The organism is Marinobacter sp. DS40M6 (assembly GCF_028581595.1).
In the GTDB taxonomy this organism is placed as follows: domain Bacteria; phylum Pseudomonadota; class Gammaproteobacteria; order Pseudomonadales; family Oleiphilaceae; genus Marinobacter; species Marinobacter salarius.
Genome location: NZ_JAFCAE010000002.1, coordinates 1 through 12664, shown reverse-complemented (window position 1 = coordinate 12664; position 12664 = coordinate 1). Strand labels below are relative to the sequence as shown.

Annotated in this window: 10 protein-coding genes; all 10 read left to right on the top strand. The window is 59.2% G+C overall.

The genetic code is table 11. From position 1 onward, the window contains the following. Positions 1 to 18 precede the first annotated feature (18 nt). From JJO78_RS04105 to purT, 10 genes are read left to right on the top strand one after another with little or no spacing between them, the layout of a single operon-like run. The gene (locus tag JJO78_RS04105; RefSeq protein WP_273622849.1) at positions 19 to 4230 is read left to right on the top strand and encodes a cobaltochelatase subunit CobN; all 4212 of its coding nucleotides are present in this window, start codon (positions 19 to 21) and stop codon (positions 4228 to 4230) included. Continuing rightward, positions 4224 to 5120: a cobalamin-binding protein gene (locus JJO78_RS04100; RefSeq protein ID WP_126810327.1), complete on the top strand. Its 897-nt coding sequence runs from the start codon at positions 4224 to 4226 to the stop codon at positions 5118 to 5120. Before JJO78_RS04105 ends, JJO78_RS04100 begins: the two co-directional genes overlap by 7 nt. Before the next feature lie 33 nt (positions 5121 to 5153). Beyond that, positions 5154 to 6107: a FecCD family ABC transporter permease gene (locus JJO78_RS04095; RefSeq protein ID WP_036206521.1), complete on the top strand. Its 954-nt coding sequence runs from the start codon at positions 5154 to 5156 to the stop codon at positions 6105 to 6107. Then, positions 6107 to 6877: an ABC transporter ATP-binding protein gene (locus JJO78_RS04090; protein ID WP_126810326.1), complete on the top strand. Its 771-nt coding sequence runs from the start codon at positions 6107 to 6109 to the stop codon at positions 6875 to 6877. The genes JJO78_RS04095 and JJO78_RS04090 overlap by 1 nt, the downstream gene beginning before the upstream one ends. 13 nt (positions 6878 to 6890) lie before the next feature. Continuing rightward, the gene (locus JJO78_RS04085; protein ID WP_126810325.1) at positions 6891 to 8219 is read left to right on the top strand and encodes a cobyrinate a,c-diamide synthase; all 1329 of its coding nucleotides are present in this window, start codon (positions 6891 to 6893) and stop codon (positions 8217 to 8219) included. Further along, positions 8212 to 8823 carry a cob(I)yrinic acid a,c-diamide adenosyltransferase gene (gene cobO, locus JJO78_RS04080; RefSeq protein WP_126810324.1) on the top strand — a complete coding sequence of 204 codons (612 nt, stop codon included), beginning with the start codon at positions 8212 to 8214 and terminating at the stop codon, positions 8821 to 8823. The genes JJO78_RS04085 and cobO overlap by 8 nt, the downstream gene beginning before the upstream one ends. A 15-nt stretch (positions 8824 to 8838) precedes the next feature. Beyond that, the gene (locus JJO78_RS04075; RefSeq protein ID WP_136633969.1) at positions 8839 to 10305 is read left to right on the top strand and encodes a cobyric acid synthase; all 1467 of its coding nucleotides are present in this window, start codon (positions 8839 to 8841) and stop codon (positions 10303 to 10305) included. 9 nt (positions 10306 to 10314) lie between these two features. Next, entirely contained in the window at positions 10315 to 11037 is a 723-nt protein-coding gene (gene bluB, locus JJO78_RS04070; RefSeq protein WP_075194597.1) for a 5,6-dimethylbenzimidazole synthase, read from the top strand. Between the two features lie 33 nt (positions 11038 to 11070). Then, positions 11071 to 11253, top strand: coding sequence for a DUF1289 domain-containing protein (locus tag JJO78_RS04065; protein ID WP_007154793.1), 183 nt, complete (start codon positions 11071 to 11073; stop codon positions 11251 to 11253). A 38-nt stretch (positions 11254 to 11291) separates the two neighbouring features. After that, a complete protein-coding gene (gene purT / locus JJO78_RS04060; RefSeq protein ID WP_199448824.1) occupies positions 11292 to 12482 on the top strand; it encodes a formate-dependent phosphoribosylglycinamide formyltransferase in 1191 nt (396 codons plus the stop codon). Positions 12483 to 12664: the final 182 nt, after the last annotated feature.

Here is a 12664-nt window from a genome sequence, read left to right as displayed (position 1 = left end):
CCATGGAGAGGTAAGGGCATGATTGAGCGCCTGTATAGGACTCTGAGACGCCCGTTGTTCGGCTGCCTTTCCGGGCTTCTGTTGATGCTGTCCCAACCAGTGTCCGGCGCCACGGTATTTGGGGTAGTGTCTGAGCGTTCCGCTGCGGAGATGGCTGCTGGTGCGGAACGCTTTCTAGCAGCCCAGCCAGATCACCGCATTATTCTGCGAACACCGGAGCAATTGGCAAACCTGGACAACAGCGCTCTCGACGATCTGGTGAGCCAGGCCGATGCCTTGTTGATGGCGGCGGTTTTCGGAGAGCAGGTGGGCCGGATTGAGCGTGCTGTGGGCGAGCAGGCCGCCGTTCGCGAGTTTCCGATTCTGGGGGTGAATGGCGACAGGGCGCTGACTGTGCTGTCACGGTTACAGGGGCGCAAGCCCCTGGAAGGGCTGGATGCCACGACCCTGAACAACCTGATGAAAGCGCCGGACCCCGGCACGGACTTGAAAGCCCATCTGGCAGAGCTTAAGGCCCGTTTCCCCGAACAGGAACCCTGGCTTGAAGGCCGGGCCCTATACCAGGGACGCACCCCGCAACACCTGGATGCCTTATTGCGTTGGTTGCTTGTTCAGGCGGGCGAAGAGCTTGACGTGCCGGATCTGCCGCCCCGGTCGCTGATCCGCTATTACCGTAATGGTGAATCCACAGATAGCGCGGCGAACCTTAACCTGCAATCTGGCCCTGTGGTCGCGCTTCTGGACCTGGATAGCGGTGATCGCCCCGGCGATCGGGCGCTGCTGGACGCAACCTGTGCAGCCCTGGAATCCAGAGGAATGCAATGCTTTGCAATCCTGTCCCGATGGGGTGGTGCCAGCCTGGAGGCTGTCCGTGCCCTGAATGAAACGGTAGGCCCGGCGACCCTGTCCGGTATTGTCAGTCTTCAGGACTTTATTATTGGAGGCGGCGAGGGTCGGCGTCAGGTCACGGAAGCGTTGGTCCGGTTGAATGTGCCGGTGATCAAGGGCTTGCGCCTGGCCTCCCGCACCACCAACCAATGGCAATTGTCGATCGATGGTATTCCGTCTGACAAGGTGCACTACAAATTGGCGATGCCCGAGCTCCAGGGGGTCAGTCAGCCTATGGTGCTGGCTACGGCGGAGCCGGAAGTGATTGACGAAAACACCGGTGTGGCTCTGACGCTTACCCAGCCGGTGCCGGAGCGGGTGGACGCCGTTGCGGACCGCCTGAAACGCTGGCAGACGCTGCAAGCCAAGGACAACGCCGACAAGCGCGTGGCCATCATCTACTACAATCATCCACCGGGCCGGCAGAATATTGGGGCGGACAATCTCGATGTGCCAGCTTCCCTATATGAAATGCTGCACTGGCTTAAAGCCGAGGGCTACGAGACCGGCCCGCTGCCGGAGAGTCCGGAAGCCCTCACCGACCTGCTCCAGCAACGAGGCGTGAGTCTGCCGGATGATCCTCGCGCGCTGAGGGAAATGGCCGGTGACGTTGCCTCAATGGCGGGCAGTACCTATCGTCAGTATCTCGAAACCTTGCCCAGGGTTGTCCAGCAGGAAATGGTCCATGGCCCCCTGGGTTATCTGCATGAGCGACTTGAGCAGGCACATAGGTTGGGCGAGAAAGAATTGGCAACCGGTCTGTTGAGTCGGGGAATTCGTGACTTGCGGCACCTGATTGAACACCTCCAGCACCCGAACCGAAAGTCGGCTCTGAGCAGACTGGACGAGTACGAAGCGCTCTGGCAAGCACGTCTCGATGAAGGTGGTCACAGTGCGGAACTGGATGACAGCCGGGTTGCACTGGCCGATACGGGCATTCCCGGACTAAAGGGGTGGGGAGAAGCGCCGGGCCAGTCCATGGTGGTTGATGACAGGCTGATTTTCCCTGGGCTTCGATTTGGTAATATTTACATCGGTCCGCAACCGCCCCGGGGCTGGGAAGTGGACGAAGAATTGTTGCACGCCAACACCACCTTCCCCCCGACCCACCAGTACGTGGGTTTTTACCACTGGTTACGGGATCACTACCAGGCTGATGCGCTGGTCTACGTTGGGCGCCACTCAACCAGGGAATTTCTGCCACGCCGCCGTGCTGGTTTGACGGGGGATGACTACCCGGACCTGCTGGGGGGTGACCTGCCATTGATCTACCCTTACATCGTCGACGGTGTGGGTGAGGGCATCCAGGCCAAGCGCCGGGCGCTGGGAGTCATGATCAGTCACCTGACGCCGCCGCTGGCCGCAACGGAGCTTTATGACGAACTGCTGGAGCTCCGACAGCTCGTGGAAACCTGGGAGTCCGCCAATGAACCCGACAGCCCTACCAGGGAGCGGGCGCTGAAGATGCTGCGGGAGAAAATCCAGGTGCTGGATATCTCCGACGATCTCGAACAGGAAATCGCTGGCGAGATGGGTTTGTCGGTGGAAGAGGTTTCCCTCGATGAACTTTCACCCGACCTGCTGGTTCACGAAGCCGGCCACTACGTCACTGATATGCAGGAACACTTTATGCCCCTGGGGCTGCACGTGTTTGGCCGGGACTGGAGCACAGACATGGTGGACACCATGCTCGACTCCATGGCGGGTAAGGCCGGCAAGCCAGAACCGGCCTGGCGCATTGATCTTGAAGCGTCTCCTGCTTCTGAGCGCACCAGCTTTCTCAACGCGTTGAATGGCCGGTTTGTTGCTCCGGGGCAGGGCAACGATCCATTGCGAACGCCGGCGGTATTGCCAACGGGGCGCAATTTTCATGCCTTGTCGGATGACCTGATTCCAACCCGTGTGGCCTGGTCGCTGGCTGAAGAACTGGTCGAGGAGGCCAGGGCCACAAAAGACAGCACCTCAGAACAAAGCGATGCACTGGTGCTCTGGGCCTCGGATACGGTGCGAGACGAAGGGGTCATGATTGCGTTTGGCATGAAGCTATTGGGTGTGCGCCCGGTGTGGAACAGTCGGGGCATCGTGAAAGGCCTGGAGCGTTTGCCCGCCGGCCCGGGAACCGATACACCCATTCGCCGCAATGTGGTTTTCACCACGTCCGGCTTGTTCCGGGATCTCTATGAAAGCCAACTGGAATGGCTGGATATGGCATCGCGTTACGCCTTGGCAGGCGCGGCGGGATCCATCAGGGCCGAGCACCCCGAGCTAGAAGAGGCACTGGATCAGGCGCTATCGGTTCTGCCGGTCGACATGCGTAAGCCGGGTGAGGAATCCCTGTCCACCAACGGTGTTGCCGCCCACTGGGTTGCTGATACACGAGTACTGCTGGCCGCAGGTTCGTCGGCTCGGGATGCGGGGGCAAAGGCCGCATACCGGGTCTTCGGTACGGCTCCGGGCGCATACGGTGCGGGGGTTAACCGGCTTGCTACCCGCACGGGCGCCTGGCAGGACCGGGAGCAACTGGGTGACGCTTATCGCCGGCGCATGGGGCACGTCTATGGCAAGGGCAGCCAGGGTGAACCGGCTCACGATGCTTTCGACCGACAATTGCGGTCGGTGAACCATACCTATCTTGGGCGGGCCAGCCACCTCTATGGCCTGCTGGACAACGATGACGGTTTTGATTTCCAGGGCGGGCTGTCCAACGCCGTGGAGCACTTGCGCGGCGAGCCACCGCAGAACCGGGTGCTCCAGTACGCAGACCCGCGAAATCCCCGGGTGGATTCGCTTCAGCGAGCGCTGCAGGTAGAGCTGAGAGCCCGTAATCTGAATCCGCAATGGTTGGCCCCACTGATGGAGCACGGCTATGCCGGTGCCCGCACCATGGGCAGTGATTTTCTCGACAACCTATGGGGCTGGCAAATCACAAGCCCACAAGTGCTTCGTTCCAGTGTGTGGGACGAGGTCAATGAAGTGTACTTTCAGGATCGCCACGGCCTTGGCCTGGATGACTTCCTGGCAGAGGGCCACAACGTGTATGTCAAAACCCACATGCAGGCGATTGCGCTCCTGGCCGCGAAACGGGGCTTCTGGGAGGCGGACGTCTTCACCCGTCAGGCCCTGGCACGTGACTTCGCCGGAAACATCATCGACCATGGCCTTCCCGGCAGTGGCCACACCCGTCCGGATCACCCCCTGATGGATTGGGTCGCGGACCAGTTGGACCCCCGGCAGCGGGAAGCCTTCGAGTCCGCGCGAAAAGGTGGGTCGGCCGACTTTCCCCCGTTAGGCGCTGCCAACGATGATTGTCAGACTCCCGGAAACCAGAGGGCCTCATGTTGAAATCGTTCCGGCATACCGCTGCGTTGATGTCGTTAGCTCTGGCCATGTCACCGGGGGCTGTGGCCGGTACTGAGCGATGTGCAACCGACGATACCGGCCAGGAAGTCTGCCTTGAACAACCGGCCAGCCGGATCGCGGCCTTGTCTCCCGGAGCAACCGAACTTGTCTGGGCTGCAGGCGCCGGTGATCAGGTCATCGCGGTGGTTTCGTACAGTGATTACCCCGAGCAGGCGAAGCAGGTCACCTCTGTGGGTAGCCACACTCGAATGGACCTTGAGCGCCTGATGGCACTGAAACCTGACCTGGTCATTGGTTGGGTGACGGGCAACCCGCCGGAACAGATTGCGGCCCTGAAGGACCTGGGGTTGCCGGTGTTTTCCATTGAGCCCCGGAGTTTTGAGGGCGTTTCAAGCACCATCGAACGGCTGTCGATTCTGGCGGGTACCGAAGATGAAGGCTTTGCCGAAGCAGATCGTTTCCGCAAGGGAATGGCTTCACTGGAAAAACAATATCAGGGTGCGGAGCCGGTCTCGGTGTTCTATCAGGTGTGGGATGAGCCTCTGATGACCGTGAACGACGAGCACCTGATTGGTAAGGTGATCACGCTATGCGGAGGCGTGAACGTATTCGGTGATCTTGATCGCCTGGTGCCGAGGATCAGTGCCGAGGCGGTTATCGGCGCCAACCCTGAGGCCATTCTGGCCGGTGGCATGGGTGAAGAGAACCGGCACTGGCTGACCCGCTGGGAGGCTTTCCAGAGTATCGATGCCACCGCGAAGGAGAACCTGTACTTCGTTCCACCGTCGCTGATCCAGCGCCCGACGCCGCGTATTCTGAAAGGTTCACAACTGTTTTGCGAGAAACTGGATGATGCCCGTGCCAAACGTTAGTGGGAGACAGACCTTTTGAGCAGGCCTCTGACCATGCCACTTGTGTTGTTGGCTCTGGCCAGCCTCGTCGCCATGATGTTGTCGGTGGGTGTGGGCAGTGTCAGCGTGGCACCGGGAGATGTTGTCGCCGTCATTCTGGGTGAGGGCAGCAACCTGCAGCAAACCCTGGTGCTGGAATTGCGCCTGCCACGGACACTGTCTGCTTTCGCAACGGGCGGTTTGCTGGCCGTGGCCGGGGCTCTGATGCAGGTGCTGTTACGCAATCCGTTGGCGGACCCCTACGTTCTGGGGCTGTCTGGCGGTGCTGCCGTCGGGGCCTTGTTTGCGATGCTGGCGGGCCTGGGTGGTTTGATGATTTCGGGATCGGCTTTTGCCGGTGCGTTGTTGGCCACACTGATGGTGTTCGGTCTGGCCCATGGCACCGGAAGCTGGACGCCGTCGCGTTTGTTGCTCACCGGTGTGGTGGTCGCCGCAGGCTGGGGCGCGGTGATTACCCTGATGTTAGCGATCAGCCCGGCCCAGCGCTTACCGGGAATGTTGTACTGGTTGATGGGCGATGTGTCCTACGCTAGAACGCCCTGGCCCGCCCTGGCTTTCCTGGTGCTGGTGTGTCTTTTGGTGGTACCCCTGGGGCGGAGTCTTAACGTACTGGCACGCGGTCCCATGCAGGCGGCAGCCCTGGGAGTGGCGGTGCGACCGCTGGAATGGACGATCTATATCCTTGCCAGCCTGCTCACGGCCACCGCGGTCACCATGGCTGGCAGTATTGGTTTTGTCGGCTTGGTGGTGCCTCACATGTTGCGGCTGGTGCTTGGTAACGACCAGCGCCTGATCCTCCCTGCCTGTGCACTGGCTGGCGGCACGCTGCTGGTGCTGGCGGATACCCTGGCGCGAGTAGTGATTGCGCCCGAGCAGTTGCCGGTAGGTGTGATCACGGCCTTGCTGGGTGTACCCACCTTCCTTTACCTGTTGTATCGGAGCCGCTGATGAATCCGTTGCAGGCTAGACAGTTGGTCATCGACATTCCCGGGCGGGGCGATGGGGAAGCGCTGAACTTTGCCGTGGAACCCGGGCAGATCTGGGGCGTTTTGGGGCCAAATGGTGCCGGCAAGACGACGCTCTTGTACACACTGGCGGGGTTGCGAGCACCACGTCACGGATCGGTTTGCCTGGGAGAGCATCCTTTGGCAGACCTGAAGCGCAGGACAATATCGCAACAACTGGGGATGGTTTTCCAGGAACGGCAGGACGGTTTTCCCGCGACGGTACTGGAAACGGCGCTGATCGGGCGCCATCCCTGGTTGTCACCCTGGCAGATGGAGTCCGGAGCCGATGAACGTCTTGCGAGAGGCGCTCTGGAACAGCTGGATGTGGGCCATCTCAGTGATCGGCTGGTGAACACACTCTCTGGCGGTGAACGCCAGAGAGTAGCCATTGCCACAGTGCTGACCCAGGCACCTGATACCTGGCTTCTGGATGAACCCACCAACCATCTTGATCTGCACCATCAGGTGTCGGTACTCCAGTTACTGACCGAGCAGGCGCGTAGTGGGCGTTCCGTCTTCATGTGTCTGCACGACCTGAATCTTGCGGCACGATGGTGTGACCATCTGCTGTTGCTGTACCCCAACGGCGAAGCCTGCTGGGGGCCTGCAGAACGAATGCTCGTGCCGGCCGCGCTTGAACGGCTTTATGATCAGGAACTTCTGACAGTGGACGTGGATGGTGCGCCGCTATTTGTCCCTGTTAAGTATTGAACGTAGGAGCTATATGAAAGCAACCGTACCAGCCGCAATGATTGCCGCACCAGGTTCTGGCCAGGGGAAGTCCATGGTGACCGCAGCACTGGCGAGATTGCATAGGAATGCCGGACGAAAGGTACGGGTGTTCAAGCACGGCCCGGATTACCTGGACCCGATGGTGCTGGAAGTCGCATCCGGACAGCCGGTGTACCAGTTGCATCCGTGGATGACGGGCGAGGACGAGTGTCGCTGGCGTCTGGCGGAAGCCGCGCAGGATGCCGACCTTATTCTGGTGGAAGGATCAATGGGATTGTTTGACGGTGACCCTTCCAGTGCGGACCTCGCCAAGCTGATGGGTATTCCCGCTCTGCCGGTCATTGATGCCCGCGGCATGGCTCAGACCTTTGGAGCGGTGGCTCTGGGGTTATCAAAATTCGACTCCGCGCTTCCGGTTTATCAGGTGATTGCCAACCGCATCGGCAGTCCCCGACATGGGGCTATGCTGCGGGAGAGCCTGCCTGAGGGGATCAGTCTGCTAGGGGCCATTCCCCGAAACGAGGCCATGAGTCTCCCAAACCGGCATCTTGGACTGGTTCAGGCCGGCGAATTGGGCGATCTGGAGCAGCGCCTGGACGCTGCCGCTGACGTCCTTGCGGAAGCAGGGCTGGATGGCCTGCCGCTTCCCGTGACGCTGGAAGCTGAACCCCCGGAGTCCCCACCACCGTTGCTTGAGGGCGTTCGCATCGCCATTGCCCGGGACGCAGCGCTGAGTTTTATTTACCGCGCCAATCTGGACCTGTTGCAGGCGATGGGGGCAAAACTGTCTTTTTTCTCCCCGCTGATAGATTCAGCATTGCCAGACGCCGACGCCCTCTGGTTACCAGGCGGGTACCCGGAACTTCATGGTGCCACTCTGGCCGGTAACCGTCCGATGTTGGAGGCGATTCGCAACCACTACAGCGCCGGTAAACCCATGCTGGCCGAGTGTGGCGGGTTAATGGCCTGTGTGGAGGAACTGGCGGACCACGACGGAGAGATCCACAACCTGCTCGGAATTATCCCCGGTCGCGCCAGTATGGCCGGCCGCCTGCAGGCGCTGGGTTTGCAGAGCCTGAATACCGAGCAGGGGCAGTTACGGGGGCATACCTATCATCACTCGCGACTGGAGACTGACTGGCACCCCCTGGCCCGAACCCGCAAGGTTGCGGGCACCGAGGCTGAACCGGTGTATTGCCGGAAGGGGCTGGTGGCCAGCTATTTCCACGGCTATTTTCCCTCCGCCCCAGAACTGGTGGCCGGAATTTTTCGCGGGCAGGCCATTCGCCCGCTTATCGATAAGGAGCCTGACCATGCGTGAACGCGCCAAAGACCCCGAACGCCATGCTCGCCGCATGGATGCAAAGCAGAAGATCATGCAGGAGCGCATTTCCCGTGCCCAGAAAGAACAGGGTGTGCTGCTGGTGCTGACCGGCCCGGGCAAAGGCAAGAGCAGTTCCGGTTTTGGCATGGTGGCCCGGGCGCTCGGCCATGGCATGAAAGTGGGTATTGTCCAGTTCATCAAAGGCGCATTCAGCACCGGCGAAGAAGCGTTCTTCCGCGAATTGCCCAACGTGAGTTATCACGTGATGGGCCAGGGCTATACCTGGGATACCAAGAACCGGGAGCAGGACGTGGAGGCAGCCAATGCCGCCTGGGATGTGGCCGCCAACATGTTGAAAGACGACAGCTACGACCTGGTCCTGCTGGACGAACTCAACATCGCCCTGAAGTACGACTATATTGATCTCGACCGTGTTCTGGACGACCTCCAGGGCCGCCCGGAGATGCAGCATGTGGTAGTGACCGGTCGGTCGGCACCACAGGAACTGGTGGACCTGGCGGACACTGTCACGGAAATGGGCGTGGTGAAGCATGCCTTCAAGGACCAGGGTGTGAAAGCCCAGAAAGGTGTCGAGCTGTAACAGAGGCTGCTACCCATGACCACGTTGATGATACAGGGAACGACTTCCGATGCCGGCAAAACGACGGTCGTCGCCGCCCTGTGTCGGTGGCTGGCGCGGCAGGGTGTTTCCGTGGCGCCTTTCAAACCTCAGAACATGGCCCTGAACAGTGCGGTTACCGTAGACGGCGGTGAAATAGGCCGTTCCACGGCACTTCAGGCACTGGCCTGCGGGCTCGCCCCGCATAGCGATATGAATCCGGTGTTGCTCAAGCCCCAGAGTGACTGCGGTGCCCAGGTAATCCTGCGAGGCAAGGTTCACGGCAATATGAACGCTCTGGATTACCATGCCTACAAGGCCGAGGCGATGGCCTCTGTGATGGAGGCATGGCGTGACCTGAGTGCCCGCTATGACGTAATCATTGCCGAAGGGGCTGGTAGCCCCGCCGAGATCAATTTGCGTGCGAATGATATTGCCAACATGGGCTTCGCCGAAGCGGCCGATTGCCCAGTGCTCCTCGTCGGCGATATTGACAAGGGTGGTGTGTTTGCCCAACTGGTGGGCACGCTTGAACTCATCACCGAGAGCGAACGAGCGCGCACGAAAGGCTTCGTTATCAACCGTTTTCGGGGCGATATTGCCTTGTTGAAGCCAGGCCTGGATTGGCTGGCCGAACGCACTGATAAAACCGTAGCTGGCGTATTGCCGTATCTGCATGGCTTGGTGATTGACGCAGAAGACAGCGTTGGCACCAGTGGCACCAATGAACCCGATGCACTGAATGTGATCGTCCCGGTGTTACCTCGCATCAGCAACCACAATGACTTCGACCCCCTTCGTCTGCACCCGGGCGTCAACCTCCAATTCATCGGCCCCGACCAGCGGATTCCCCCGGCTGACCTGATCCTGTTACCGGGCAGCAAAAGCACCCGGCATGATCTGCAATGGCTGAGATCCCAGGGGTGGCCCGAGGCTATTCAGAAACACCTCCGTTATGGCGGCAAGGTGTTAGGCATTTGCGGCGGCTTTCAGATGATGGGGCGGTCGGTATCCGACCCGGACGGCCTGGAAGGGGATGCCGGCACCACGCCTGGCCTTGAGTTGCTCAACATGACCACACGGATGGTTGCCGGCAAAACGCTGAAGGACGTTTCCGGAGAGTTAACGCTTGGCAGCGGAAGGGCGGGGTTCACAGGTTATGAGATGCATAACGGTATTTCCTGTGGCCCCGCGCTTGAACGCCCCATGGCGACACTGAATGGACAGCCTGAAGGCGCAGTGAGTGAGGATGGCCAGATAATTGGAACCTATGTTCACGGCATTTTCGATCAGCCTGAAGCGACCCGTGAGATACTCGAATGGGCGGGCTTGGGAGCTCAGCATCAGGCTGTAGACTACAAGGCACATCGCCTGGAACAGCTGGATCGACTGGCGGATCTTGTTGAGGAGTGTCTGGACACGGGGTTTCTGAAGCATTTGCTGGGACTCAACCGACGGCATTAGAGGCATAGAATGACAGACCACAGAACTCACCGGCCAAACCAGAATCGCCCCTTTAGTGATGAAGAAACGAGCGGGCTTTATCGTGCGATCCATGAACGCCGGGATGTGCGCTCGCAGTTTCTTCCTGATCCGATTCCCCCGGATGTCCTTGCCCGACTGCTCGACGCGGCCCACCACGCACCCTCCGTCGGTTTTATGCAGCCGTGGGATTTTCTCGTGATCGATAGCAAGTCAGTGCGCAGCGCAGTGCTTTCCATTTTCGAGGAAGAAAACCGGAAAGCCGCGGAAAATTATGAAGGCGATCGCAATACACAGTATAAGAGTCTGAAGCTCCAGGGCATCCTGGAGAGCCCGATTAATCTATGCATCACCTGTGACCGAAGTCGTGGTGGTAGCCATGTGCTGGGACGTAACTCGATCGTTGAAACGGATCTTTTCAGTACGTGCCTGGCGGTACAGAACTTTTGGCTGGCAGCAAGGGCTGAGGGGATCGGTGTGGGCTGGGTCAGTATTCTGGATCAGGAAAAGCTGGCGAAGACACTGAAACTCCCCGAACACGTGTACCCGTTGGCCTATCTGTGCCTTGGCTTTGTCAGCGAGTTTCTTGAACAGCCTGAACTACAGAAAAAGGGATGGCGCTCGCGGTTGCCTCTGGCTGATCTTGTGCATGGAAGCACCTGGGGTGAGTCGTTGACGGAACCGGCGTTAGAAGCGGAGATCAGGAAAGGTTAAAGTAGTGGCCAAGACGTTAGGTGAGGTTGCGGAATGAAAGTGGCTGATAAGGTGCGCTCGCCTTGTGTGAGTATTTGCGCCCTTGATGACAACGATATGTGTGTTGGGTGCCATCGCAGTGGTGATGAGATCACGCGATGGTCCCAGATGAGCAATGAAGAGCGCCAGGAAGTGCTGCGCAAAGTGGCCGAGCGTGAAAGCAAATTTTTGATCTAGGTCTTTGACCCCCGATATCAGGAAAGGCAGAAACTTTCATGACTGACACAGTTCGTATTGGTACTCCGCTGAAAGGAAATGCTTTCAGGGTTCTCTTCTGTGGCTCGGGAGAGCTGGGCAAGGAAGTTGTGATTGAACTCCAGCGCTTTGGCGTGGAAGTTATCGCAGTTGACCGTTACGCCAACGCCCCGGCCATGCAGGTGGCCCATCGGAGTCACGTTGTCGATATGCTCGATGGCGCTGCCTTGCGCAGCATTATTGAAGCGGAAAAGCCAAACCTCATCGTGCCGGAAATTGAGGCGATTGCCACGCCGGAGCTGGTAAAGCTCGAGCAGGAAGGCTATCGGGTGATACCCACCGCAAGAGCCGTCAATCTCACCATGAACCGGGAAGGTATCCGTCGCCTGGCCGCCGAAGAGCTCGGGCTTGCAACGTCGCCCTATCGATTTGCCGAGTCGAAAGAAGAGTATCTTGCGGCCGTCGAAGCCATCGGAATGCCTCTGGTGGTGAAGCCCGTTATGAGTTCGTCAGGAAAAGGGCAGAGCACGGTTAAGTCCGCTGATGATATTGAGGCCGCCTGGGATTATGCCCAGACCGGTGGTCGAGCCGGTAAGGGCAGGGTGATTGTCGAAGGGTTTGTGGATTTTGACTACGAAATTACCTTGCTGACCGTGAAACACCGCGACGGTATTTCATTCTGTGATCCTATTGGGCACCATCAGGAAGACGGCGATTACCGTGAATCCTGGCAGCCGCAACCAATGAGTGACAAGGCGCTGGCCCGTTCCCGGGAAATCGCGGAAGCGGTTGCCAGCAATCTGGGTGGCTATGGTGTCTACGGTGTGGAATTGTTTGTGAAAGGCGATGACGTATGGTTTTCAGAAGTGTCGCCACGCCCTCACGACACGGGGTTGGTGACACTGGTTTCCCAGGACCTGTCTGAGTTCGCCTTGCACGCCCGTGCCATCCTCGGGTTGCCGATACCGGCGATCCGTCAACAGGGTCCGTCAGCCTCCGCAGTGATATTGCCGGAGGGTGATTCGGATGCGGTTGCCTATACAGGGCTTGAAAAAGCGTTGGCTCAACCCGACATCTTTCTCAGGCTCTTTGGGAAACCTGAACTAAAGGGGCGGCGGAGAATGGGGGTCGCGCTTGCGTCCGGTAGCTCGATTGACGAGGCCAGGGAGAAAGCAACCCAGGCTGCGGCCGCTGTGAAAACCGAGCTTTGACGATAAATCGTCAGGTTTCCTGAAAAAGTTATAACGAACCGTTGACAGTCGGAGTGAGCTCTGTAGAATACGCATCTCTTTCGAGGGGCACGCCACTGAGGCGGGCCAGAAATTGAAAGACAACCGTTTGAATTAATTGAAGATTTCGAGTTTCAAAATTCTTCAGAAAGCGGTTGACAAGG

Excerpts from the sequence above, each read along its gene's own strand:
- JJO78_RS04105 (WP_273622849.1), top strand. The coding sequence starts at position 19 with ATGATTGAGCGCCTGTATAGGACTCTGAGACGCCCGTTGTTCGGCTGC.
- JJO78_RS04100 (WP_126810327.1), top strand. The coding sequence starts at position 4,224 with ATGTTGAAATCGTTCCGGCATACCGCTGCGTTGATGTCGTTAGCTCTG.
- JJO78_RS04095 (WP_036206521.1), top strand. The coding sequence starts at position 5,154 with ATGCCACTTGTGTTGTTGGCTCTGGCCAGCCTCGTCGCCATGATGTTG.
- JJO78_RS04090 (WP_126810326.1), top strand. The coding sequence starts at position 6,107 with ATGAATCCGTTGCAGGCTAGACAGTTGGTCATCGACATTCCCGGGCGG.
- JJO78_RS04085 (WP_126810325.1), top strand. The coding sequence starts at position 6,891 with ATGAAAGCAACCGTACCAGCCGCAATGATTGCCGCACCAGGTTCTGGC.
- cobO (WP_126810324.1), top strand. The coding sequence starts at position 8,212 with ATGCGTGAACGCGCCAAAGACCCCGAACGCCATGCTCGCCGCATGGAT.
- JJO78_RS04075 (WP_136633969.1), top strand. The coding sequence starts at position 8,839 with ATGACCACGTTGATGATACAGGGAACGACTTCCGATGCCGGCAAAACG.
- bluB (WP_075194597.1), top strand. The coding sequence starts at position 10,315 with ATGACAGACCACAGAACTCACCGGCCAAACCAGAATCGCCCCTTTAGT.
- JJO78_RS04065 (WP_007154793.1), top strand. The coding sequence starts at position 11,071 with ATGAAAGTGGCTGATAAGGTGCGCTCGCCTTGTGTGAGTATTTGCGCC.
- purT (WP_199448824.1), top strand. The coding sequence starts at position 11,292 with ATGACTGACACAGTTCGTATTGGTACTCCGCTGAAAGGAAATGCTTTC.